Origin of the sequence: Okeania sp. SIO2C2 (assembly GCF_010692625.1) — a bacterium.
GTDB lineage: Bacteria > Cyanobacteriota > Cyanobacteriia > Cyanobacteriales > Microcoleaceae > Okeania > Okeania hirsuta.
In genome coordinates, this window is the sequence record NZ_JAAHGM010000005.1 from 20,113 (window position 1) to 44,298 (window position 24,186).

Consider the following 24,186-nt stretch of genomic DNA (forward strand, 5'->3'; position numbering starts at 1 on the left):
TCTATATAGAGCTAACCATTTTTAATCGCTTCTCTCTCCAGCCAAATTAGGAAAAGACGAGCCATTTTGGAAGTGTATGTCCGATTTGGAAATTTAATTTTAGAAAAAGGCTTTTTTTTGAAAATCCATATTCTACCAAATTTACGAATCTCATGATAAATTCTTAGATAAGGTTTTTCTTGCTTAATCAAAGCAGGATAATCTTTATAATTTTTTCTTACATCATATTTAAAATTATAATGACGCAGAAAAAGCTTAATCGATTTTTTTCTTTGCACGGTAAGAAGCTCTAAATTAACCCTACGCAATTCTTTGTAATAAAAAGTAAGTAGTTTATCTATAGTGTCTAGATGAATAGTTTTATGACTTTTTCGTAGACTATTTATACCCCAAGCATCAATATCTCCGAGTAAGTCCCATTCTGGGGAACGGGTATTGTAATAAAATTCGATCCGTCTTGTTGAAGTAGCTGCAGAGTTTCGTTCCTCCCAAGTCTTTGAACTTTTTAAAGTGGCATCTGCTGCTGCTGCACCAATATCACCTGCCCACGTAGCAGCTGAATAGTTTGTACCAATGTCGATTCCAGCATATGATGTATCTTTTTCTGGTTTTCTAAGAACATCGAGTCCTACAAGCAAATGAAAAATATCCACCCAACGTCCATCCGGTGTTTGGACAGCTTGATAATCTTTTGAAATTTGCCAACCTACTTTATTAAAACGTCGTGTATCAAGATACTCATCGCCTTTTGGCGTGCCAATAACGTCATCAAATGGTAAATTTCGACTATGACTCATTTGACGCAATTTAGTAATACGCTCGTCTAAACTGAGAGTCCTATTAGCTGCCTCAAAATTAATTAATTGATTTCGGAAGTAATTCCAATTCGCAACACGAACGATTAAAGCATCTTCAATTACCCAGCATTTTTTTCCTTTAGGCAATTCCAGTAATTTACCATCCTTTTTAATCGGCATCTGCTCTTGAAGCGTAATGTAATACCAGGTTTTACCATCGTTATTTAGAGCTTTATCTGTAATTTTAACTGGAATTGATTTGCCAAGCATCTTACCAAGTATATAAGACTTTTCACTCGGTTCTTGACGGAGATTGTAGTAAGATTCTGACGTTAACCCAATCAGAGGTTGAAACTTATCTTTTATTGATGGAGGAGGAGGAATAATAATATCGGGCTGTATTGGTTTTGGTTTAACAAAGAACTTTTCAATTGTCTTAGAGAAGCTAACATAGATTAGTAGATAAAATCTTTCTTTATCCTTTTGTTGCATGTATTGTGGCAATTTAACATTAGCTTTATCAAATAGCTTTTTAATGCTTATTCCTAGATTTTGTTCAAATATTTCTTTTCCTTCAGCCCAATACCAATATCCAGCAAAATATTTGCAACCTGTTAATTCCTGATAATGACGATGCTCTAAATAACCTTGAAATATTCTACTAACTTCATTCACAGTTAGAATGGTTCGTCTTAAAAAAAGTTCTATTGTAACATCAGCCTTAGGAAATTGTTCTTCAAAATTTTGAGGTAATTGTTTGATCCAGTCAAGTTGTTGATTTTGATCAAGAATCCATTTTATTTTTTCGATGGGCAGTTTAATGCGACCTCTTGCAAGAATAGCTAATTTTAAATTCTTCGGAATTTTACGCTTACCAGGAGTAATTCTATTTTTCCAGATGACTACATTTAGCTTATTATTCTGAAAACGACCAGGCTCACATGTAAATGAGTTTGCGTTTCCAAAATACCCCAATTCACTTTCACAATCTAAGTTTATATCTACTAACTTATTGTTAACTGTATAGCTCATATTTTATAAGAGGCTTTCATTAGAACTCAATATTTTTGCTGCTTTTAAGAATTTTTCAATCCTTTGTCTGAGAGGATTTTTCTTTGCTTTTGCTAAATATTTTTCAAGCCTTTGTTTCTTAGATGTTTTGCGTGCTTTACTTGATCTTTGATTCAAATCTTTAATTTGTATATCATTTAATTCAGCCCAAGCCTGCTGGAAGTTTCCATTAGCTATTGCATATTTAAGCCACTTTCCATATAAACGCGGTGTGATATGGAATATTCTTATAGCCCCTGCTCCATCAATAGCACTACCACCTTTACTCAGAACTTGACGAAATCGCTTAGCGTACCACCATTTAATAGGTCTTGCTATTTCTTCATAGGCTGTACTATCCCAGGGGAACTCATTTTTCGCAACACCAGGAAGTGAGCGCCAAGCATCTCGATTGAACTGAAATACACCCCATGCTGTAATTAGAGGTTTACCTTTTCTGTCTGACTTTGGTAATGCGTTAAAAATATTTGCTGGAAGTGCAAATTTACTTCCTCCACTTTCAATCTTTGCCATTTGTAAAACTGCTTTAACAAAAATATCTCCTAAACCTTCTTCTTGTGCAATTCGTTCGATATGTACTAAGGGTTCTCCTTTTGAACTTGCCTTTCTTGCATAATTAGGTAATCCTGGAGGTTTAGTAGACTTCCACTTACCCCCATATTCTTTACCTGGTATAGTCTCGTATTTAATTTTGTAAGCTTTTGTCAAGTCTTCACTAGGCTTAGTTGGTAATGGTTTAGATGGTTTAGGAACAGACTTTAAACCCAAAGCAACTTTCATCTTTGCCCATGTTTTAGAGCCAATAATTCCATCTGGCTTTAACTTACGTTTTTCTTGCCAATCAGCAATTGCCTGAGCAAATATTTCTTCATTGGGAGTAAAGGTGGTAAATCCTAGTAAACTTACAATTTCATCAAAATACTTTTGCCAACCAACACTTACCATGTATATCCGGTTGTTTTTAACCGCTTTAGCAACATCAATAGTTGCAGCTAGGGAACCTAATTCATCATTAACTTTAAAATACACCTTATATCTCCTTGTGTTTAGAGTATAAATATTAACTGAAATGTATTTTTTTGTAACAAAGAGCAATGTATCATTTATCGAATGTCTGCTGTACTACAATTTGCCCCATTCACGCCAGGAGTCTGGAATGGGTTTACCGTTTCCGATCTTGAAACCCGAACCTCCATCTTTTAATCCCAGATTGTTTACAGCCCATTGACCAATGTAATACCAAATATCTGGACCTGGATCATTGCTGCGAGATCTAGAGGATTGACGATGAGCAAGAATATGAGTTAATCCAATTTTATTAATTAAAGTGCGAACCAAATATCGACCTGCTTCAATTTGAGCAGAGGTTAATCTATGACAACCAAAGTTTTCGGTTTTCCAGCATCTTCCTTTGACGCTAGGCAAATTACCAGCAAACTCAACTGCCACACTATGTTTGTTAAATCCATTAGATGCATATAAGTAAGCTGAAATTGGATGTAACTGAGCTATCTGACCATCAGGAGTAATAATGAAGTGAGCTGTCACATTATTGTATTTTCTGACATCATTACCACGGCTAAATGCCATTTGGTGCAGTACAAGGGCATAGACTAGACCACGCTTGAGATTCTTGCGCTTGTCTTTAGGTGTTAAAGCAGTTCTGTCTTTAATACGATCTGTCTTAATTACATCTAGATTAAGATTAAGTTTATCTTGCATTAATTGCCAAGTTTTAGGTCCAATAATTCCGTCTGGCTTTAAATTCCATTTTTCTTGCCAATCAGCAACGGCTTGAGCAAAAATTTCTTCATTGGGTGTAAAGCTAGTAAAACCAAGTAAACTTACTATTTCATCAATATATTTCTGCCAACCAAGGTCGATCATATAACCTTGGTTTCTATCTACTGACTTGGCAATATCAATAGTGGCACTTAAATAGCCTAACCCTAATTCATCATTAACTTTAAAGTACACTTTATATCTCCTTGTGTTTGGAGTATAAATACAGACTTAACTGTATTGTTTGTAATGTGTAGTACTGCTCCGCAGAAGTCTCAAGGTAATAAGTCAAAAGTACTATTATATCTAGCTTTGACCTTTAACAAATGGTTGGTTTATTTCCGCTGTACTGTACTAGTTATTTACAATCGATTCGGCAACCCACCATAAATCTTGTTATACCAATAACGACCCTGCAAACGACCGCCCACTTTGGCTAACTCAATCTCTGGCGAACTAGAAACCTTCCGCACCACAAACCGCACCGCACATCCTTCTTCCAATCGCAGATGAATCGAGAGGTTATTCTCCCCCCAGGGATTCAAAATCAAATTACTAGGTAAATAAGGGTCGCGGGGTTGATTGTTACACAGAACCGCCCATTCATAACCAGGAGTTTGGACGATTTTGCGAGTGGTTTCTTCCTGGGGTTCTGCATATTGAGCAAAGCAGAGCAAACGACCGCAGTATTGGGGATGAAGTTGATAGCGAGCTAATTCCACTTCATCACCCACATTCACTGGAGCAGGCTGAATACTGGCATTGTCAAAGTAGTTGGCATCCAAGGGAATGCCACAAATATCACAAACGTTCATATTGCAGTTCCATAACCAAGCATTTTGTAACCGTGCAGCACTATGTAGAGTTCAGCACCTTCATAGAGTGGACCTTCTGATATCTCCTCTACTTCAATCCGGATGGTGGAACGAGGTAAGAAAATCATCGGTTTCGCAAAAGGACGGAAGGGGCGATCGCCATTTGATTCTCCTAATCCAGCAATGTTATGAATTGGTTGATTTTGCAATTCTCTTCCGCTACCGCTATCAACAATACTGTAGCGGAAATTAATCCCACAAAGTTTAACCAAAGAGCATTCGGTGAACATTTTGATGAATTGGAGTTGTTGAGTTTGCCTCCCATCTGGTGAATCAATCGGAGTTGAATCCGACCGAGGTCGAACAAAAGGTTCAATAAAGGACAATAATGGATGACTTTGATTTGCAGCCTGTATTCCTTCGGCGGGGGTAGAGGGAGAGGATTCAATGGCTTCATTAAGGATAGGTAAAGATGCTGGAACAAAACTATAGCCAATTGCCACGGCTACAAATGCTCCTTCCACGCTGATGTTAATTACATCTTGAATCCGTGTTGCTCGTATTCCAGTTAGAGGAAATCTTGATACATAATCAAAGGGAATTTCATTAGCTGAAGGAGAACCTGATGATACCATCGCTTCTGCTACAGGACGGGTGGTTCTTCGGAATTGGGAAGAAGTTTGTTGTAAAGGCATAGAAATATCTCGCTTGATTAAATTCGGTGAGAATTACCGGGGTTAGCAACTGTTTTTTTAGTAACGGTAGACCCCGGTGAACTGACAAAATCAAAAATTACCAAGGTGCTTCCCATATTTTTGGGACTTGAGACGGTTCTTTAAACCACCGGGTTGCTGGTGGACGATGAGGTACATAACCTTCTACACCATAAATATTGTCCTGGTGCTGGACATAACCTTGTCCTAATCCTTCGAGTTCTTCTTCATCTTCTTCTGCTAATCCATCAATATCATCATAGTCATCAGCAAAACCTTCCAACTCATCATCTTCTTCTACAAAACCATCAATATCGTCGTGGTCATCGGCAAAACCTTCCATCTCGTACTCTTGTCCCAAGCCTTCTAATTCATCCTCTTGGGCTAAACCGTCAATTTCTTCATAATCAGCAATTCCTTGCATTTGGTAGAGAGTACCATCTGGGGATTCATAGAGTTCTCCAAGACCAGCAAAACCAGCTCGACGTAAAAGTGGAGTTGCAGCCCTGATTCCCGCAGCAGCAGCCCTTGCACCAGGGAGAGGTAAGAAAGTAGCTACAGTGGAAGCCACGGGGAGCGCTTTACGCAAAACTTTTTTTACACCACCGCGTACTTTTTTCAATCCGCGTTTAAAACGTCTTTTGAAGCGTTTCCAGCGACCGCCTCTTCTCCGTCTTCTCCGTCTTCCCAAGCCATCTATACCCTCTAAATCTTCGGTCCACTGGTACAAATTGCCATCAGGACCTTGTTGGATTTCACCTAGGGTACCTATCCCCATTATTTCAGTCAGGTCATCTTCTGATAAACCATAAAGTTCTTCTGATGCTGCAATACCATCTATATCTTCATAATCTCCCATGCCTTGCATTTGATAAATCGAACCATCTGGTGCTTCATAAAGCCCTCCAATACCCTCATAGCCAGCCATCCGAGCGCGACGTCGAGCAATTCGCTTGGCAACGGGCAGCAATCTTAGAGCTTGACCAGCTGGAGTCATTCTGGCAACCTTTTTCACAAGCTTTTTAGCTCTTCGTTTGGCTCGCTTCCAAAAACCACCACGTCTTCCTAAGCCGTCAATACCTTCAACCCATTGGTACAAATTCCCATCTGGAGCTTGGCGTATTTCTCCTAAATATTGACCAATTCCCATCATTTGATTCATATCTTCGTCTGGATATCTCATTGCTTTATCTCCGTAAGTGGTAAATTACTGTACATCTCTTGTGAGATAGCCATCTAGGACTACCCAAATTCTGAAAGCTCCTTTGACTTGAGCCAATTTTTTGGGAACTCCTTGAGGGAAAAGCATTTCAACCCGAAAGTTTTGCTGTGGCTCAATGGTTACTGGTTCTGCAAAACGGAATGTTGCCATGGGGTCTGGTTCACCATGGTTAGAAATTTTACCACTACCTGGATGTACTCCAGCACCACCAGGAAAGAACCAAGTGGGCATTTCAATCATGATTTTTTCACCCACAAGTAATGTGGTTACAGAGTTGTAAATCAACTCAGATAGTATTAAGCTGGCTCCAGCACAAGTGCGATCGCATTCAGCCTGAACTTCACTAATTAGAGTTTTTCTCGCTTCTTCTTTTTTTGCTGTATCTGTTTGAGTAGCATTAGCCACTGTGCAATACTTGTCAGCAGCCTCTTGAATTTTGGTAGATTCGACTTCTACTGGTGAAGGGCTAACCACAATCCGCATTGCCCTAGCTTCAAAAGTATTCAAACTAGGAAGGACACCAGAAGATTGCAAGTTAGTTTCCAATCTAGTTTTATTTTGTACATCCACAAAGAACCGAACCATACGTGGGTCAGTCATGGACTCCATGAATGTCTTACCCTCCGGTTCTCCAGGAACTAGAAAGGCATCGTAAACTGGATAATGTAGCTTTTCTTTTACGCCTTGATATTTTCCCATTAGCAACCTCCTGTGTTGCGTAACAAAACAGTTGTGACAAATCCGTAATTACTGGTTAATTAAAAGACTCAGTATGATTTTCTGCGACAGCGACAAGTGGAACTCTTTCTTCTTCGTCGCTTTTGATTCGGTAATCTATAGCTCTGCAATTGATATAGGATACCGTCATCACTTAAAAACAATTCCCCGATACCTGGAAATTCGTCGTCTATTTCTTGAAGTTGATAAACAGTTCCGTCATCACCCAAGAAGTAAGTTTCTGAACTAGGTAAGCCAGGGTTGATAATCATTAACTCATCAAGTCCAAGTGGTTGTCCCCAAGTCATTCTATTTTAGATTTTGGATTGATTATTCATTTTTAGCCTTCAATGCCGTGTTCTGTAATACGGTAACTTCCTCCTAAAATATAGAGTTGTGTTCCTTCGACGTTACTGACTAAACACGGTGGATCTTGCATCAAATGGATATAGGGGTGGGGTTGTCCGGGTTGCCATTTATCTGAGCGATAAATTAAACCCACCAATTCACCTAGTTCCACTACTACAGGTGGAATCAAGCGGGGATATTTGATGCGGACGATATGAGATGCTTCAAATTGATTAAATTGCTGATATAAAGATTCCCCCTGGTGAATACCTTTCCTAAATCTAGTGCTATGGAATGACTGAGGATATTTAATGTATCCATCTAAATTCAGAAACTTAGGATGTCTAGGAGGCATTACCACACCTCCGGTATAGTAGTTTGAAAACTGTAAGGATAAATGGGTAGTCGATACATTTGTTGCCTTCTTTGGTTTCGTTCAATTGGAAAAACTTTTTTGACAAACGTTTTGGGTTCCCAGCCCATTGCATAAGGCATAGTTGCATCTAGTGAAATCCAGCGATCTTTGTAATTGACCTGCAAGTAAATATGGGTAAAAAGTCGAGGACGTTTCGGGTCTGGTCCTGTTAATACCAGTCGCACTGGGTGTCCAATAGACTCCAACATTGCCCCTAGCAAAATAGTCATATCGTCACAGTCTCCAGCACGAAGTTGCAACATACGAAATGCTGAATGAAGCATCTCCACGCGAAACGGATCTTTGGTATAGCGAATATTATGCTGAACCCACTTGAACATTGCTTTAATTTCCCCCAGATAATCCTTGGGTTGGACATTTTTTGCTAGCAAAATATCAATCGCTTTTTGCCGGACATAGAAGTTTTTTGCTCCTGCTCGGATTAGTGCTTTAATATGTCTTAATGTTTTTTGTGTTCCTAGATATCCTTTCGAGATATAACCCAGGTAGACTTTTGGCCTCCTGAAGGGAGGAGCAACATATCGCCTCATCGGAGAAACCTCGCCATTTCATTACCCATTGCTCTTAGGTTATAAAATGTTAGCTCCTCTACGCCAGTCACATAATCTTGGTCGTATGAATGAGGTAGCATATTTGAGGTACTATCTAGAAAATCTCACGGAGTGACAAGCACCTAAAAACTATTGCTGGATAAGGTTTTCAATAATTAAAGCCCTGTAAAAAATACAGATTTTTTGTATCCACTCAATATGATGGGGTAGGCAATGATTGATAACTACCCCTCACGAGCAGGGCTAATTCATTGTCGCCAGAGAAAAATATTGAGGAGTGCAAAATAACAGTAAACTATTTATTAAGCTAACTGTTTCTCCTTTTTAACCATCAGATGGAAATGAACTTGTTACTTTTATTGGCCCAGTTACCAGATTTTAGAGCTACCAGAGGAAGACGTTATCCATCACAAACCTTGTAGTGTTGATATTTCAGGACAAAGATGTAGAAATCGTGTGATTTCTAGAACAGTATCTGTGTTTAATAATCTGTTGGGAATCAGCTCTGAGTGGGTGGGAGTTAAGTCTGTGATTAGAGTAGAGCGTACCTAGTACACGAGCTGGTGTTGGCTATCATCAAACAGCTTACTACATTAGTAGTCTAGTATTGAGTGCAGCAGAATTTGCAGTAGGAATTCAGGGACATTGGGGAATTGAGAATCGACTACATTGGATTAAGGATGTAGTCTTTGGTGAAGACACCAGTCTAATTAGGGTTTGCGTATGGAAAGTCTTTTTGCTGGGGTAGAAGACAGGAGACAGGAGACAGGAGAAATGGGTCGGGAGCGAGGAGGTAGGAGTAAGAATTGTCAGAGTGATTTTTCGGCTGCGTGCTTCGGTGAAAATCCTCACTTTTTTAACCAGAGCAACCGAAAAGCTCATACTTTTTTAAGACATAAAAAGCCTAAAACCAATATCAGTCAATGGTTTGATATTGAATCAGCAAGCCATAATTAGACACTGCGCTGCAGCGGCTAATTTTTCCGTTATTCGTCAGCTAGCGATCGCTATCTGTCGCCTTCATGGTTATTCTTCCCTTACTACTGCGATTCGTACCATTGCTCACGACCTCGAGCAGATTTTTCTGCTTCTATAAATCTAGTTCTGCACTGGTTGAAAGTTGAAACTTGCTCAGAGAAAGACGATCGCTCCGCTCTAGTTCTCCATTGGCCCTTAGTTCTGGTGTTGGCGATCGCGACTGCCTCTGTGACATAAATTTTTTCTGTTTAAGGGTGATAATTTAGGGAAAACACCCATGGAATACTTGACCATCACGTCACTATTGCACTTCTCAATATTTTTCTCTGGCGACAATGAATTAGCCCTGGGGAGTGGGAGGGGTTAGGGGTGGGTCTCTATCTCCCCACACTCCCCATTAATTCCCATTTCTCCTGACTCGGTCTTTCCCCTCCTGGGAGGGGCTAGGGGTGGGTTGACTCCTACCCTTACCAAAAGATTTTTTCAGCAAACCCTAATTAGTTACCACTTCCACTGCTCGATCGCTCTTTTGCGGATGTATTTTCTTCACATCACTTTGCAAAGCTGCATACAAACGATTTAAAGCATTTATATAAGCTTGAGCTGATGCCACAATAATATCAGTATTAGCAGCATGACCAGAATACACCCGTCCTTCATGACGCAAACGAATAGTCACCTCCCCAATAGCATCAATGCCAGCAGTTACCGACTGCACAGAAAACTCAATTAAATCATTAGGCACATTCACCACTCGGTTAATTGCCTTGTATACAGCATCCACAGGTCCAGTACCAATGGCAGCATCAGTCAATTCCTCCCCATTAGGAGTCCGGATACTAACTGTGGCGGTGGGACGAGAGCGATCGCCACAGGAAACCTGTACCAACTCTATACGGAAGAGTTCTGGTGGTTGTTGAATCTCGCTGTTAACAATAGATTCCAAATCCCAATCTGTAATTTCTTTCTTTTTGTCTGCCAAATCTTTAAATCTGAGGAAAGCTTTATTCACCTCTTCATCAGAAATATCAAACCCAAGTTCTTTGAGACGAGTTTGGAAAGCATGACGACCGGAAAGTTTACCCAAGACTATTTGGTTATCTGTCAAACCGATGGACTCAGCATCCATGATTTCATAAGTAAGCTTATTCTTGAGTACCCCATCTTGATGAATACCTGACTCATGAGCAAAAGCATTAGCACCGACAATAGCTTTATTTGGTTGCACAAACATTCCTGTCAAGTTAGAAACCAGACGAGATGTTTTATAAATATGACGAGTATCAATATTAGTAAGTGCTGCTTCTGACTCTGGTGCGCGACCAAGGAAAGGATTGAAATATTGTCGCCGGACGTGCAATGCCATAACTAACTCTTCCAAAGCAGCATTACCAGCTCGCTCACCGATACCATTAATAGTGCATTCCAGTTGACGAGCACCGTTTTTCACAGCTTCGAGGAAGTTGGCGACTGCTAAACCCAAGTCATTGTGACCGTGAACAGAAATAATAGCTTGGTCAATATTAGGAACGTTTTCCTTAATACCTCGGATAAGTGCCCCAAATTCAGCAGGTGTCGTATAACCAACAGTATCGGGAATATTCACCGTAGTCGCTCCAGCAGCGATCGCCGCCTCCAATACTTGATAGAGAAATTCTGGGTCAGAGCGACCTGCATCTTCAGGAGAAAATTCTACATCATCTACAAAGGTTTTAGCATAGGCCACCATTTCAGGAGCGATCGCCAATACTTCTTCTCTAGTTTTCTTAAGTTTGTAAGCTAAGTGAATATCGGAAGTAGCAATAAAAGTATGAATACGAGCATTAGCTGCGGGTTTAAGAGCTTTACCTGCCGCTTCGATATCTGCACGAGTCGTTCTTGCCAAACCACAGATTGTTGGGCCTCCTTCTACACCCACTGTCTCAGCAATTTTTTGTACTGCTTCAAAATCTCCAGGACTAGAGTAGGGAAAACCAGCTTCAATCACATCTACTCCCAGGCGAGATAGTTGCCGAGCAATAGTCAATTTTTCATCTATATTGAGAGCTGCTCCAGGAGATTGTTCCCCATCCCGGAGAGTCGTATCAAAAATAATAATTCGGTCTTGATTACTTGTCATTATTTTTCCCTTATAGTTTAATATTTTACAGCAATTAGCCTTGAGCTTTTTTCGATCTTACCTTGTCTTACAAACTAGTGAATATAGTTTAAATTAACTAGCTATCAGCATTTTCCGTACCGGAATGCTCTGCAAACAGCACTCAGCTTTCAGCGTACTAAAAGCTTTGGTTTAAATCCCCGACTTCTAGCTTGTCATTTCATTTTAGTAGGGGTCGCGTATCCCCTGATCAAAAGCTAACTGCTAAAGGCTGAAATACTATTTGCGGAGCATTCCGGACCGAAACGTTTTTTAATTAAATTAAACGTAAATTTAGTCTAATTTTTGTGAGTTTTCTAGGAAGATATTTACAGCAGATTGCAGATATAGTCATTCCAGTTAAGATTGGGACAAAGGTTTTTTGCCTTGAAAGAGTTTCAGCTAAATAAAGTGTTCCAGTCTTATTCAGAATGACTATATATGAGGTACAAATATAAATGGTAAGGTGAATACAAGTGCGGGCATCTTGCCCGCGACTGGTGTACCTCACTAATATCAAATACGCTGTTCTTCAAGTAGATATTTTTTATCATTTTCTTTGTGGGTTTAATACCCCACCGTCTACACGGTGTTCAAAATTACTTGGGGTGAGAATCCCCATGTAATTTTCCTCCTGTCTCCTGTCTCCTGTCTCCTGTCTCCTTCTTCAATTAATACTTCCTGCCTTCTGACTTGGTGCATTCTCAAAGAAATTGATATTTTTTTCCTTATTAATTATTAATTATTAATTATTAATTATTAATTAATACTCTGCCTTTTCTATTTGGTCGCGAATATCATTTAAGTCTACATATTGGTCTGTGGCATTTCGTAATTCTCTAGCAATCATTCCCTCCGTTGATACAACTGTGATATGAGTATTTTTAGAACGCAGTAGCTCTATAGCTCTTTCAAAATCCCCATCTCCACTAAATAAAACTACTTGGTCATATTGGTCTACTGTATTAAACATATCTACTACAATTTCAATATCTAAATTAGCTTTTTGAGAATAGCGACCCGAAACATCATCATAATATTCTTTAAGAATTTTAGTGCGTACTGTATAACCCAAACTAATCAAAGCATCTCTAAATCCCCTTTGATCTTGTGGGTCTTTTAAACCTGTATACCAAAAAGCATTTATTAGTCTGACTTCTGGTTTGTTGAAATGTTCTAATACTCTTCTTGGGTCAAAAAACCAACCATTTTTTTGTTGAGCGTAGAACATATTATTCCCGTCAACAAATATAGAAAGACGGTTCTTGGAATTATTCATAGAAACTTAAGTTTAATATTGATTTTAGATAATTCAGTCTAAATCTATTATTTTAGTAATATTCCTATCATCAATGCAATTATTTTTAATTTAGATAAACTAATATTATTACTTGTATTTTTCAGATTTAAACTGCAAAAAATCACCCTTATATCATAAACCGATAATATTTTTCTCTACTAATAATTTTAATAATTTTAGTAGTTATATACTATCTATTTTAGTCTTTTTTCTGTAAAAAAATACTTTTTATACTTATTAAATTAATTGATCCCCTTCCATATCTTCAATATAAGACAATAATTTTTCATTAAGGCCATATTTTGAAGATTTGATTCGTCCAATATTCTAATAATTCAGTCAAATCAAAAACAATTGACTTAATAAAAACTATGTATAGCAGAAGGAAGAAGTAATCAGGAAAAATCTGGCGTTGTCTGAGTTTTAAACTTTTGATCTGTCTGCGCCCTTTCCTTCGACTGCTATATATAAAATTCGGAATATAGAAAAACTGGGGCAGTACAAAATTACAGCCCTCAAATATACAAATTACATCAAGATAAAGACTTACACCCCGATAAATTCCTGGGTAATTATACCTAAGCCTTTTTACTTTCTATCGCCCAACGAGCTAATTCTGTCCGATTGTGTAGACCAGTTTTACCAAGCATATTGCTTACATGACTCTCAATCGTTCTTTGACTAACTTCCATCAATTGTGCAATGTCACGATTTGCCATCCCCTGGGCTACAAGTTGGACTACCTTTAACTCTGTGGGAGTTAATTCTACGTTTCTGCGCACCTTGATTTTTGGCCCATTACTAACCATGGCAGAATTTTGATGTTTAATTAGGCGAGAAGCTTGCTTCAGGGAAGATTCTACTTGAGCTACGAGTTCTTCTGGCTCAAATGGTTTGACAATGTAGACATCAGCTCCAGTATTTAAACCTTTGACTCGGTCTTGACTTTGACCTTTGGCAGATAGAAATAGAACTGGAACCCATTCTGTAGCTGGGTTTTCTCTGATGTGTTGCACAAGGGTATAGCCATCCATTTCTGGCATCATCACATCACATATAATTAGCTCAGGAATTTCATTTTCCAGCTTTTCTAGTGCATCTCGGCCATTTTCTGCCGTTGTTACCTGATACCCACGAAATTCTAAATAATCCTTGACTAATAAAATTAAATTAGGGTCATCATCAACCAACATTAACCGTCTTTGGTCTGTAGTATTAATTTCCTTCATAATGAAGAACTCACTTTCTTTAATTCCCGCAAACATTAACTTCAAAGACAGGTATAAACCACATCTTTCATAAAAGATTAAGGAAGTAGGGCGAGTTTGCTACTTTCTTTTAAATTAATATATATCCTTAGCCACAGGGCTTGGACTGCACCTAATGATCTAAAGAAATTATGCCCCTATCTATTATTAATTATAGATTTTAGACTCAATCAATAGTTCTACAATATTTAGATATATATAACTAGATAATAGTTTTGTATTTGTGAAAAATAACTTCCACTACTTTTAATAATATATGAAAATTTGACAGTATTGGCTACTAATATTATCATAATTTATATTGATAACTATTAGTTACTAATTGTTAACTTTGAACTTTTGAGTTTGGCAGTCAAGTAAATGTCCATGATTTATGAGTATTAGCGAATGAATCAACTAAGGCTATTTGATCAAATAATCATTGATTCGGGCAAAGGATGAGTTAGAAAAACATATTCCTCTACAAGTTTATCGCCCATTATATGCTCTTGAATAATTCTTTCAATTACAGGAGGAGTTGCGGAATGATACCATACTCCTTCAGGATAAACAACCATGATTGGACCTTGACAACAAACTCGTAAACAGTTAGCTTTAGTGCGAAATATATAGCCAGGTAAATCAGTGTTAACCCGATCAAGTTTTAACTCTTTGAGCCGTTTTTTGAGATAATTCCACGCCTCTAAACCAGTCTCTGTTGAACAACATTTAGGCTTTGTTTGGTCAGCACAAATAAAAATATGTCGCTGAATTTTACTTAGTCCCAGAGATTGGATACAAACACCAAGGGATTCCTGGCAAATATCTTGGTCAATATCGTCCAGTTGATAATTTTCCTGGCATTCAGCTATCTGGAAGTTAGTCCCATCAGATTTATCGGTTTTTTGAGATGATATATTATCTGTCATAAAATTTTCGACACACCTTCCAACGAACTTCTTGGGATATTGTCTTTTTGGTCAAATGTCCTATTTTAAATAATAAATGACTTTGACGGTGAAATTCTCGATTTACTCAGATAATTTTAGCCTACTGTCCTAATTTAAAAAGCTCAATTCAATTGAGAGGAATGTTGTTTTGGCGATTTAATTTGGACTTTTGACACAAAAAACCGATAGTCCTGCATGGTAATTGTAGGATACATATTTTTTAATTTCTCCCACACTCCTCATCTCCCATTCCCCCACACTCCCGGTGCTTCCTTTACCATTACTATGCACCACCACCAAAAACCAAATCCCTCAGTTCGGGAACCCGTACAGTTTCATCAGTTGCAATGGCAACTCCTATTCAGCTAAATTAGCACTCAGGTAGTGAGAGTGCTAAAAAAGAAAACGAAGCCGGTAATTTAGCTTCAGATTCTAGCCTCTCAGGAAAAATCAAATTTATCTGGAGGGAAAACAATGGCAGCCGTAACATTGAGTGTTTCTACTGTTAAGCCTTTAGGCGATCGCGTATTTGTCAAAGTTAGTGCAGCTGAAGAAAAAACAGCAGGTGGTATTCTTCTACCTGACAATGCAAAAGAAAAACCCCAAGTAGGAGAAGTTGCTGCTGCTGGTCCTGGTAAGCGCAATGACGATGGTTCCCGCGCAGAAATGGAAGTTAAAGTCGGAGACAAAGTGCTGTACTCCAAATACGCCGGAACAGACATCAAACTCGGTGGCGATGAGTATGTGCTACTTGCAGAAAAAGATATTCTCGCAATTGTTAACTAAGAATTATCAAGTTGTTCCATAGCACTAGCAAACTTCTTCGACCTATTTGATGTTTGCCAAAGTGCTAAAACAACTAATTATCAACAAAATAACAAATAGAGCAGCGAGAAGATTGCTCCAATACCTTGAGTGAAACCACTCTCAAAGCAAGCTCACAGATAGATTTTTGTCTATCCCGAGGAGTCTAGAAGTCTGTTGACAGGCTGGAAGCAAAAGTGGATTTATCCCTTTTGTGGTGTTTTTTTACACAGAATTCAGGGTGTTTCAACCCCTGGAGATGTCAAATCCACAATTACTAATCAATAAGAATTACAACTATGGCTAAACGTATTATCTACAACGAAAATGCTCGTCGCGCTCTCGAAAGAGGTATGGATATTCTGGCTGAATCTGTAGCAGTAACACTCGGTCCAAAAGGTAGGAACGTAGTTCTAGAGAAAAAATTTGGCGCTCCTCAAATCGTTAACGATGGTGTGACAATCGCTAAAGAAATCGAACTAGAAGACCATATTGAAAATACAGGAGTTGCTCTAATTCGTCAAGCAGCTTCCAAAACCAATGACGCAGCAGGTGACGGTACTACTACAGCCACCGTTTTAGCTCACGCAATTGTAAAAGAGGGTCTAAGGAACGTAGCTGCAGGTGCTAACCCCATTGCCATCAAGCGCGGTGTTGATAAAGCAGCAGGTTTCTTGGTAGAAAAAATTGCATCTCACGCTAGTCAAATTGAAGATTCTAAGGCGATCGCTCAAGTTGGTTCCATCTCTGCTGGTAACGACGAAGAAGTGGGTAATATGATTGCCCAAGCAATGGATAAAGTGGGCAAGGAAGGTGTAATTTCCCTAGAAGAAGGGAAGTCAATGCAGACCGAACTAGAAATTACTGAAGGTATGCGCTTCGACAAAGGCTACATCTCTCCCTACTTTGCAACAGATATGGAGCGGATGGAAGCGGTACTCGAAGAACCAATGATTCTAATTACTGATAAGAAAATTGCTTTAGTACAAGATTTAGTACCAGTGTTAGAACAAGTAGCTCGTTCTGGCAAACCTTTATTAATCTTAGCTGAAGATATTGAGAAAGAAGCTTTAGCTACTCTGGTTGTTAACCGTTTGCGGGGTGTGTTGAATGTAGCTGCTGTGAAAGCTCCTGGTTTTGGTGATCGCCGTAAAGCGATGCTAGAAGATATCGCTGTATTAACTGGCGGTCAAGTTATTACTGAAGATGCTGGTTTGAAACTAGAAAGCACCAAACTAGATATGCTTGGTAAAGCTCGTCGCATCAACATCACTAAGGAAAACACCACCATCGTTGCTGAAGGTAACGAAAAAGAAGTTAAATCTCGTTGCGACCAAATTCGCCGTCAGATGGAAGAAACTGAATCTTCCTACGACAAAGAGAAGTTACAAGAGCGTTTAGCTAAGTTAGCTGGTGGGGTAGCTGTAATCAAAGTTGGTGCTGCTACTGAAACAGAAATGAAAGACCGCAAATTACGCTTGGAAGACGCTATCAACGCAACTAAAGCTGCTGTAGAAGAAGGTATTGTTCCTGGTGGCGGTACAACTCTAGCTCACCTAGCTCCCGATCTAGAAAATTGGGCAAATGAGAATTTGCAAGCAGAAGAGTTAACTGGTGCTTTAATTGTGAGTCGTGCTTTGTTAGCTCCTCTAAAGCGCATTGCTGAAAATGCTGGCCAGAATGGTGCTGTGATTGCCGAGCGCGTGAGAGAGAAAGATTTTAATACTGGTTACAATGCTGCTACTAACGAGTTTATAGATTTGTTTGAAGCTGGTATTGTTGACCCTGCTAAGGTAACTCGTTCTGCTCTACAAAACGCTGCTTCTATTGCTGGTATGGTGTTGACAACTGAGTGTATTGTTGTTGACAAACCTGAACCCAAGGAAGGTGCTCCTGCTGGCGCTGGTATGGGCGGTGGAGATTTCGATTACTAAGTTTTTTGAGATGGGGGGTAATTTGAGAATTGCCCCTCTCCAATTTGTTCGTGTATGGCAAAAGAAGGAAGGAAGAAGGAAGAAGGAAAAATATTGTGTTGTCTGAGTTTTCAGCTTTTGATCTGTCTGCCCCCTTTACTTTGACTGCTATAAATAGTGTGTATTGTGTTTAGACCACCTCCATTGATTGGGGGTGATTTTGTTTTTTTGGGGTTGGTAATTAGTAAGATGATTTTTTAGCAGGGGTGATACCTATTACTTACTCTGGTTAAAAATTTAGAGTGAGTCAGAAGGGGATTAGTCTGAAAGTTTCATCTCTTGATTTACCAACGCCGTTTTTTTTTATAGCAGAAGGAAGAAGGAAGAAGGAAGAGGGAATAAGGAAGAATATTGCGTTGTCTTAGTTTTACAGCAGTTTTGTTGTCTTAGTTTTACAGCAGTTTTGGAGTTGATGAGGTACGAAGTTTTACAAGTTTAGGGAATAGGGATAGGGAGATGGGGACCCACCCCTAACCCCTCCCAGGAGGGGAATATTGAGAAAGATTTGAGAATGACGCATCGGTTGGAACATTTTTTTATACCGAATTAAACAGATTTGATATAATACCATTTCTGAATAGTAATGCTATATTTGATTACCATCTCATATAAAATCCGGTAATATAATGTATGTTGATAATTCTATAATTACTTCAATATCCCCTACTCCCAACTATACAATAACTATTCAATCTGTTTCATCATTTTGGAGTGGCAGGTCGCTGATTACTTTGATTTAGAATCACGAGACAGTTAATTGTCACGGTTAATTGTGGTTACTTGAGGAAGTGGGGAGTAAGTGTTCTATACTTCCCTCTAGCTTGCAGTAGACCGACTGTTGAGGAGTTACTTGAAGAAGATCCTGGTATTGAGCGAGAGGATATTTTTGCTTGTCTTGCTTACGGTGTAGAAATAACAAGATAATAAGTAATGAAATTTTTATGAAAACACAATCGTTTTCCGACTTAAAAAACCGCTGTCTCCAACTACCAGAAAAAATCCCTTATCTAAAAATATTGGTATTATTTGGTTCTCGCGCTAGAGGGGATACTCACGCCAAAAGTGACTGGGATTTTGCTGTAGTTTATGATAACGAAATTCGCAAAAATCATATAGAAAATAATGCTTTTGCTTGGTTTTAAGTTCCAGAAAAGTTAGGAAATATTTTTCAAATTAACAGTGAGATTATTGATATTGTGGAGCTTAATCACTGTTCCCCATTATTAAGTTTTCATGTGGCACGAGATGGGAAACTTATCTATGAAAAAAATTCGGGAGATTTTATCAAGTTTCAGATCAAAGCTTGGAAGATTTATGCAGATACAGCTAAGTTTCGTAAGTCTCGGAAAAAAGTATTGAACTCTGGTTACAGAAGAAGAGATTTTAATTAGTATGGAACCAGAAGTAATTAATAAAATAATTGAACTTTTAATGAAATATATTGACCGTCTTTCATAAGCATTAGCAAAATTAGGCTGCAATTCAATCGCTCGATTAATGTCTCCTAAAGCGGCTTCATAATCTCCTAATTCTAAATAAGCAGCTCCCCGATTATGATAAGTAAAAAATAGTTCTGGATTAAGTTTTAAAGCCTGATTATAATTAGAAATTGCCTCCCGATAATTTCCAAAATAACTATAAGCATTCCCTCGATTATTGTAAGCATCAGGTAAATTTGGTTCAATTCCTAACGCCCGGTTGTAATCAATAATTGCACCCCAGTAGTCTCCCAATAAACTACGGATATTACCCCGATTATTATAAGCATCTGCTAACTCAGGATTTGATTTAATTGCTTGAGAAAAATCTGCTATTACCTGCTGATAATTTCCCATATTTTGCCAAATATTGTCTCGATTTAGATAAGCTTCAGCATAATCATGCTTAATTTTAATTGCCCAATTATAATCCTCTATTGCACCCTGTTTATCTCCAAATTCAGTCCTAGTAACTCCCAGATAAAATAAGTTTTAGCATCATTAGGTTTCAGTTCAATTACTTTATAAAAATCAGCAATATCTCCTGGATGATCTCCTAATTTCCGCCTAATAATTCCCCGATTATTATAAGCATCTACAGCATTTTGCTCTAATTCAATTACTTTATAAAAATCAGAAATTGCACCTTGTTCGTCTCCTATTCCAGAACGAGCAACACCACAATTACTATAGACATAAAATAAATTTGGCTCTACTTCAATAACTTTGTTGAAATCGGCAATTTCTGCTTGATAATTACCAATAATACTATTAATACTTCCTCGATTATAATAAGCTTCTCTGCAACTAGGATCGAGATTAATCACATTAGTAAAATCCTCAATTCCTCCTTGATAGTCTGCTAATTCAATTCGTAAAATACCACGATTATAATAAGCTTCAATAAAATCCGGTCTCAGCTCAATAGCTTTACTAAAATAATTCAAAGCTCCGGGAAAATTTCCATCATTATATTTATCGACACCCCGATTAAAATAAACAGAAGCATCTTGATTTTCCGAGTCATTATTAATAATTTTATCCTCACTCACAGCAGCATAATATTCTGTAGTAGTTTGAGCTAAAACGTAATGATGAGGGATAATTATTCCAATTAAAGTAAAGATATAAGCGAGACCTAGTTTAACCGCATAAGTGTTCCGGAATAGTATTGGTCTTAAATATTTTTGTCTGATTAAAGTTTTGAACATTATTGACTCCTAATAACAAGCTATCAGCATTTGAGTATTTGAGCATTTCAGCTTTTTAATCAATGAAGCAAGCATTGGTGATAAGTGTTCCGGAACAGTATTGCTTCTAAATATTTTTGTCTGATTAAAGTTTTGAACATTATTGACTCCTAATAACAAGCTATCAGCATTTGAGTATTTGAGCATTTGAGCTTTTTAATCAATGAAGCAAGCATTGGTAATAAGTGTTCCGGAACAGTATTGCTTCTAAATATTTTTGTCTGATTAAAGTTTTGAACATTATTGACTCCTAATAATAAGCTATCAGCATTTGAGTATTTGAGCATTTGAGCTTTTTAATCAATGAAGCAAGCATTGGTGATAAGTGTTCCGGAATAGTATTGGTCTTAAATATTTTTGTCTGATTAAAGTTTTGAACATTATTGACTCCTAATAATAAGCTATCAGCATTTGAGTATTTGAGCATTTGAGCTTTTTAATCAATGAAGCAAGCATTGGTGATAAGTGTTCCGGAATAGTATTGGTCTTAAATATTTTTGTCTGATTAAAGTTTTGAAAATTTTTCCTCCTAATAATAAGCTATGAGTATTTGAGCATTTCAGCATTTCAGCTTTTCAGCTTTTTCATCAATGAAGCAAACATTGGTTGTAACTGTTCCGGAACAGTATTAGTCTGAAATATTTTTTCTGATTAAGCTTTTGAAAATTTCACCTCCTAATAATAAGCTATGAGCATTTCAGCATTTCAGCATTTCAGCATTTCAGCATTTCAGTATTTGAGCTTTTTCATCAATGAAGCAAACATTGGTTGTAACTGTTCCGGAACAGTATTAGTCTGAAATATTTTTTCTGATTAAGCTTTTGAAAATTTTTCCTCCTAATAATAAGCTATGAGCATTTGAGCAATTGAGAATTTGAGTTTTTTAATCAATGAAGCAAACATTGGTTATAACTGTTCCGGAACAGTATTAGTCTGAAATATTTTGTCTGATTAAGCTTTTGAAAATTTTTCCTCCTAATAATAAGCTATGAGCATTTCAGCATTTCAGCTTTTTAATCAATGAAGCAAGCATTGGTTATAACTGTTCCGGAACAGTATTAGTCTGAAATATTTTTGTCTAATTAAGCTTTTGAACATTATTTACTCCTAATAATACCAATTTGATAAATGTTTGCTACATTTTTTTGAGCGGTGGAGCGAGGGAGTAGGGGAGTGGGGGAATGGGAGAGTAGGGGAGAGGTAATTATTAATTATTAATTGTTGAATTAGCGTGTTAATTACTTGATAATTGAAATTTCACTTAAGTTAAGTATTCTTTTTTCACGCTTGGTATAATATGATTCTGAATATAAACAATTAAGGTGGTAGTGCATTGTAATTATATTTGTTACGAGACACGGTAGTGGGAGCATCTTGCTCCCGTATTAGTGGGCAGGATGGCCGCACTTTTTCCTTTTTTTCCTTCTTCCTTCTAAATAATATGCAAAATAATTTCCCCCTTCCACCAAAACAGCAAAACCTACCTAACCAAAGGTGGTTAATATATCCAGAACAACCAGAAATAACTAAACAACTAGCCAAAACTCTAGAAATATCACCCCTAATAGCCCAGACATTAATTAACCGGGATATTTCTACTATAGACCAAGCACAAGCATTTTTAGACCCTGAGTCAATAAAACTGCCTCTACCAATAGAAGAATTTCCCGACTTAAATATTAGTCTCAACTTATTACAAACTACAATTTCTCAAGAACAGAAAATAGCTATTTGTGGTGACTATGATGCAGATGGCATGACTAGCACTGCTTTATTGTTGCGCGCTCTCAAACATTTAGGGGCAAAAGTTGACTATGCTATTCCTAGTCGAATGCAGGAAGGTTACGGCATTAACCAACGCATTGTTGAGGAGTTTCATCAAGAAGGAGTAAATCTCATCCTCACTGTAGACAATGGTATTGCTGCTTATGAACCTATTGTTAGGGCAAGGGAATTAGGTGTAAATGTTATTATTACTGACCACCACGACATTCCACCGAAACTACCACCAGCTCATGCTATCCTCAACCCCAAACTTATTTCAGAAACTTCTCCTTATCGCGGTGTGGCAGGAGTGGGGGTTGCTTACATTTTGGCGGTATCTCTAGCGCAACGTTTGGGAAAACACCAAGGTTTAATTAAGCCACTTTTAGAATTATTTACCCTGGGTACTATTGCTGACTTGGCACCTCTAACTGGAGTAAACCGTCGCTTGGTGAAACGGGGGTTACAATATTTGCCTCACTCCCAGTTACCAGGAGTGCAAGCGTTAATTCAGGTATCTGGTGTCAAAGCAAGGGAACAGGGAACAGGGAACAGGGAACAGGAAACTTATGAAGAAGGAAGAGGGAAGAAGGAAGAGGGAAGAGGAGAAAAGTTGATGGGAACTCAAACCTCAAGCAATTTTCAGCACTCTGTAGACAGCAGGGTATTAAACCCAAAATCAAAAGATCATCAAAAATCTCTTAAACCTGATGATATTGGTTTTCGCCTGGGCCCGCGCATCAATGCAGTGGGACGTATTGCTGACCCACAAATTGTGATTGAGCTTTTGACTACGGATGATATGGGAATAGCTTTGGAAAGGGCGATGCAATGTGAAGAAATTAATCAGCGACGACAACTGTTATGTGAGGAAATTGAACAAGAGGCGATCGCTTGGTGCGAGTCAAGTCAGATAAATTTACAGGAGGAAAGGGTTTTGGTGGTGGTGCAACCGGGATGGCATCATGGTGTTATTGGTATTGTTGCTTCTCGGTTGGTGGAGCGTTATGGGGTGCCTGTTTTTATTGGTGCTTATGAGGAGGAGGGGGAAGAAATAATTCGTGGGTCTGCTCGTGGCATTCCTGAGTTTGATGTTTTTGAGGCGTTACAATTTTGCGATGAGCTATTAGGAAAGTATGGTGGTCATAGAGCGGCTGGTGGTTTTTCTTTTTCGGCAGAAAATTTGGATAAGTTTCGTTCCCGTCTGAGTGAGTTTGCTCATCAATGTTTAGAAGTTCAGCATCTAAAACCGTTAATTAGTATTGATGCGGAGGCAGAAATTCAGGAGTTAAGTTTTGACTTATATCGTCAAATAGATTTACTTCATCCCTGTGGAATTGAAAATAAATATCCTGTATTTTGGACTCGGAATGTCAAAATTTCTGAACAAAGAATTGTGGGTAAGGGGCATATTAAATTAACTTTGATTAAAGGGGAAAAAATTCAGGCGATCGCTTGGCGTTGGGGGGATTATTTTCCTTTACCTTCGGTGGTAGATATTGCTTATAAAATGCGGGAAAATACTTGGAATGGTCAGAGTAATATTGAGTTGGAATTATTAGGAGTACGTTTGCCGATGGAAGTTTCTAGGAACTCAGCAATTTCGCCTCAAAATTTTCCTCAAAAGGCAGAATTTTCTTACAATAGTCGCCTTTATAGTTGCAGTCTTTATCAGATAGGAGATGTGCAAGAATTAAGAATTAGAAATTCCCGTGGAGAGGTATTAGCAATTCAAAAGGGGCAAAAAATAGGTTTGTTAGGTAAAACTCGTAATAGTGCTAAACAAGTAGATGTTTCAGATGCTCGTTTTTTTAATTTAATTAAAGCAGCTATGAATGCTTTAAAGTTATAGT

General features: G+C 38.1%; 23 protein-coding genes and 1 pseudogene. 7 read left to right on the forward strand and 17 right to left on the reverse strand.

Annotated features, from left to right (window positions below):
- Positions 1-11 precede the first annotated feature (11 nt).
- From F6K18_RS04805 to F6K18_RS04850, 10 genes are all read right to left on the reverse strand, one after another.
- Positions 12-1,829, reverse strand: a complete 1,818-nt coding sequence (locus F6K18_RS04805; protein ID WP_287519157.1) for a hypothetical protein — start codon at positions 1,827-1,829, stop codon at positions 12-14.
- Between the two features lie 3 nt (positions 1,830-1,832).
- Positions 1,833-2,897 carry a peptidoglycan-binding domain-containing protein gene (locus tag F6K18_RS04810; protein ID WP_287519159.1) on the reverse strand — a complete coding sequence of 355 codons (1,065 nt, stop codon included), beginning with the start codon at positions 2,895-2,897 and terminating at the stop codon, positions 1,833-1,835.
- 93 nt (positions 2,898-2,990) lie between these two features.
- On the reverse strand, positions 2,991-3,845 hold the full coding sequence (locus tag F6K18_RS04815; RefSeq protein WP_287519161.1) for an N-acetylmuramoyl-L-alanine amidase: 855 nt from the start codon (positions 3,843-3,845) through the stop codon (positions 2,991-2,993).
- Between the two features lie 167 nt (positions 3,846-4,012).
- Positions 4,013-4,465: a hypothetical protein gene (locus tag F6K18_RS04820; protein WP_287519163.1), complete on the reverse strand. Its 453-nt coding sequence runs from the start codon at positions 4,463-4,465 to the stop codon at positions 4,013-4,015.
- Positions 4,462-5,160: a hypothetical protein gene (locus tag F6K18_RS04825; protein WP_287519165.1), complete on the reverse strand. Its 699-nt coding sequence runs from the start codon at positions 5,158-5,160 to the stop codon at positions 4,462-4,464. Before F6K18_RS04825 ends, F6K18_RS04820 begins: the two co-directional genes overlap by 4 nt.
- Positions 5,161-5,257: 97 nt before the next feature.
- Entirely contained in the window at positions 5,258-6,361 is a 1,104-nt protein-coding gene (locus F6K18_RS04830) for a hypothetical protein (protein ID WP_287519168.1), read from the reverse strand.
- 24 nt (positions 6,362-6,385) lie between these two features.
- Complete coding sequence (locus F6K18_RS04835; protein WP_287519169.1) at positions 6,386-7,099, reverse strand: hypothetical protein; 714 nt, start codon at positions 7,097-7,099, stop codon at positions 6,386-6,388.
- 68 nt (positions 7,100-7,167) lie between these two features.
- Positions 7,168-7,425, reverse strand: coding sequence for a hypothetical protein (locus F6K18_RS04840; RefSeq protein ID WP_287519171.1), 258 nt, complete (start codon positions 7,423-7,425; stop codon positions 7,168-7,170).
- A gap of 32 nt (positions 7,426-7,457) precedes the next feature.
- On the reverse strand, positions 7,458-7,820 hold the full coding sequence (locus F6K18_RS04845) for a hypothetical protein (RefSeq protein WP_287519173.1): 363 nt from the start codon (positions 7,818-7,820) through the stop codon (positions 7,458-7,460).
- Positions 7,820-8,431 carry a transglutaminase-like domain-containing protein gene (locus F6K18_RS04850; protein ID WP_287519174.1) on the reverse strand — a complete coding sequence of 204 codons (612 nt, stop codon included), beginning with the start codon at positions 8,429-8,431 and terminating at the stop codon, positions 7,820-7,822. Before F6K18_RS04850 ends, F6K18_RS04845 begins: the two co-directional genes overlap by 1 nt.
- Positions 8,432-9,038: 607 nt before the next feature.
- Between F6K18_RS04850 and F6K18_RS04855 the strand changes: the two are divergent.
- Both F6K18_RS04855 and F6K18_RS04860 read left to right on the forward strand, forming a co-directional pair.
- Positions 9,039-9,152, forward strand: a pseudogene (locus F6K18_RS04855) (ISAs1 family transposase); the annotation flags it as partial.
- 23 nt (positions 9,153-9,175) lie between these two features.
- Complete coding sequence (locus tag F6K18_RS04860) at positions 9,176-9,409, forward strand: hypothetical protein (RefSeq protein ID WP_287519177.1); 234 nt, start codon at positions 9,176-9,178, stop codon at positions 9,407-9,409.
- 133 nt (positions 9,410-9,542) lie between these two features.
- On the opposite strand, the gene F6K18_RS04865 is transcribed toward F6K18_RS04860, so the two are convergent.
- From F6K18_RS04865 to F6K18_RS04885, 5 genes are all read right to left on the reverse strand, one after another.
- Positions 9,543-9,665, reverse strand: a complete 123-nt coding sequence (locus F6K18_RS04865; protein ID WP_287519180.1) for a hypothetical protein — start codon at positions 9,663-9,665, stop codon at positions 9,543-9,545.
- A gap of 258 nt (positions 9,666-9,923) precedes the next feature.
- A complete protein-coding gene (locus F6K18_RS04870) occupies positions 9,924-11,549 on the reverse strand; it encodes a 2-isopropylmalate synthase (RefSeq protein ID WP_287519183.1) in 1,626 nt (541 codons plus the stop codon).
- Between the two features lie 781 nt (positions 11,550-12,330).
- On the reverse strand, positions 12,331-12,846 hold the full coding sequence (locus tag F6K18_RS04875) for an NYN domain-containing protein (protein ID WP_287519186.1): 516 nt from the start codon (positions 12,844-12,846) through the stop codon (positions 12,331-12,333).
- 599 nt (positions 12,847-13,445) lie between these two features.
- Positions 13,446-14,096 (reverse strand): response regulator transcription factor, encoded by a 651-nt coding sequence (locus F6K18_RS04880; protein ID WP_124155235.1) that lies wholly within the window; start codon positions 14,094-14,096, stop codon positions 13,446-13,448.
- Positions 14,097-14,545: 449 nt separating this feature from the next.
- On the reverse strand, positions 14,546-15,043 hold the full coding sequence (locus tag F6K18_RS04885) for a ferredoxin (RefSeq protein ID WP_124147413.1): 498 nt from the start codon (positions 15,041-15,043) through the stop codon (positions 14,546-14,548).
- Positions 15,044-15,538: 495 nt separating this feature from the next.
- On the opposite strand from F6K18_RS04885, the gene groES reads away from it, so the two are divergent.
- The 4 genes from groES to F6K18_RS04905 all read left to right on the forward strand — a co-directional run bounded on the left by groES (position 15,539) and on the right by F6K18_RS04905 (position 18,983).
- On the forward strand, positions 15,539-15,850 hold the full coding sequence (gene groES / locus F6K18_RS04890) for a co-chaperone GroES (protein WP_124147414.1): 312 nt from the start codon (positions 15,539-15,541) through the stop codon (positions 15,848-15,850).
- Positions 15,851-16,167: 317 nt separating this feature from the next.
- Positions 16,168-17,802, forward strand: a complete 1,635-nt coding sequence (gene groL / locus F6K18_RS04895; protein WP_287519189.1) for a chaperonin GroEL — start codon at positions 16,168-16,170, stop codon at positions 17,800-17,802.
- Between the two features lie 819 nt (positions 17,803-18,621).
- Complete coding sequence (locus F6K18_RS04900) at positions 18,622-18,765, forward strand: hypothetical protein (protein WP_287519191.1); 144 nt, start codon at positions 18,622-18,624, stop codon at positions 18,763-18,765.
- Positions 18,766-18,782: 17 nt separating this feature from the next.
- Positions 18,783-18,983: a nucleotidyltransferase domain-containing protein gene (locus F6K18_RS04905; protein ID WP_287519194.1), complete on the forward strand. Its 201-nt coding sequence runs from the start codon at positions 18,783-18,785 to the stop codon at positions 18,981-18,983.
- Positions 18,984-19,064: 81 nt separating this feature from the next.
- On the opposite strand, the gene F6K18_RS04910 is transcribed toward F6K18_RS04905, so the two are convergent.
- A complete protein-coding gene (locus F6K18_RS04910) occupies positions 19,065-19,676 on the reverse strand; it encodes a tetratricopeptide repeat protein (RefSeq protein WP_287519196.1) in 612 nt (203 codons plus the stop codon).
- A 77-nt stretch (positions 19,677-19,753) separates the two neighbouring features.
- The gene (locus tag F6K18_RS04915) at positions 19,754-20,530 is read right to left on the reverse strand and encodes a tetratricopeptide repeat protein (protein ID WP_287519197.1); all 777 of its coding nucleotides are present in this window, start codon (positions 20,528-20,530) and stop codon (positions 19,754-19,756) included.
- 1,480 nt (positions 20,531-22,010) lie between these two features.
- Here F6K18_RS04915 and F6K18_RS04920 point away from each other — a divergent pair.
- Entirely contained in the window at positions 22,011-24,185 is a 2,175-nt protein-coding gene (locus tag F6K18_RS04920) for a DHH family phosphoesterase (RefSeq protein WP_287519200.1), read from the forward strand.
- The last annotated feature ends 1 nt before the right edge of the window (position 24,186 follow it).

Coding starts and splice junctions, on each gene's coding strand:
- F6K18_RS04805 (WP_287519157.1), bottom strand. CDS start 1,829: ATGAGCTATACAGTTAACAATAAGTTAGTAGATATAAACTTAGATTGT.
- F6K18_RS04820 (WP_287519163.1), bottom strand. CDS start 4,465: ATGAACGTTTGTGATATTTGTGGCATTCCCTTGGATGCCAACTACTTT.
- F6K18_RS04825 (WP_287519165.1), bottom strand. CDS start 5,160: ATGCCTTTACAACAAACTTCTTCCCAATTCCGAAGAACCACCCGTCCT.
- F6K18_RS04830 (WP_287519168.1), bottom strand. CDS start 6,361: ATGAGATATCCAGACGAAGATATGAATCAAATGATGGGAATTGGTCAA.
- F6K18_RS04835 (WP_287519169.1), bottom strand. CDS start 7,099: ATGGGAAAATATCAAGGCGTAAAAGAAAAGCTACATTATCCAGTTTAC.
- F6K18_RS04840 (WP_287519171.1), bottom strand. CDS start 7,425: ATGACTTGGGGACAACCACTTGGACTTGATGAGTTAATGATTATCAAC.
- F6K18_RS04845 (WP_287519173.1), bottom strand. CDS start 7,820: ATGCCTCCTAGACATCCTAAGTTTCTGAATTTAGATGGATACATTAAA.
- F6K18_RS04850 (WP_287519174.1), bottom strand. CDS start 8,431: ATGAGGCGATATGTTGCTCCTCCCTTCAGGAGGCCAAAAGTCTACCTG.
- F6K18_RS04860 (WP_287519177.1), top strand. CDS start 9,176: ATGGAAAGTCTTTTTGCTGGGGTAGAAGACAGGAGACAGGAGACAGGA.
- F6K18_RS04865 (WP_287519180.1), bottom strand. CDS start 9,665: ATGTCACAGAGGCAGTCGCGATCGCCAACACCAGAACTAAGGGCCAAT.
- F6K18_RS04870 (WP_287519183.1), bottom strand. CDS start 11,549: ATGACAAGTAATCAAGACCGAATTATTATTTTTGATACGACTCTCCGG.
- F6K18_RS04875 (WP_287519186.1), bottom strand. CDS start 12,846: ATGAATAATTCCAAGAACCGTCTTTCTATATTTGTTGACGGGAATAAT.
- F6K18_RS04880 (WP_124155235.1), bottom strand. CDS start 14,096: ATGAAGGAAATTAATACTACAGACCAAAGACGGTTAATGTTGGTTGAT.
- F6K18_RS04885 (WP_124147413.1), bottom strand. CDS start 15,043: ATGACAGATAATATATCATCTCAAAAAACCGATAAATCTGATGGGACT.
- groES (WP_124147414.1), top strand. CDS start 15,539: ATGGCAGCCGTAACATTGAGTGTTTCTACTGTTAAGCCTTTAGGCGAT.
- groL (WP_287519189.1), top strand. CDS start 16,168: ATGGCTAAACGTATTATCTACAACGAAAATGCTCGTCGCGCTCTCGAA.
- F6K18_RS04905 (WP_287519194.1), top strand. CDS start 18,783: ATGAAAACACAATCGTTTTCCGACTTAAAAAACCGCTGTCTCCAACTA.
- F6K18_RS04910 (WP_287519196.1), bottom strand. CDS start 19,676: ATGGGAAATTATCAGCAGGTAATAGCAGATTTTTCTCAAGCAATTAAA.
- F6K18_RS04915 (WP_287519197.1), bottom strand. CDS start 20,530: ATGTTCAAAACTTTAATCAGACAAAAATATTTAAGACCAATACTATTC.
- F6K18_RS04920 (WP_287519200.1), top strand. CDS start 22,011: ATGCAAAATAATTTCCCCCTTCCACCAAAACAGCAAAACCTACCTAAC.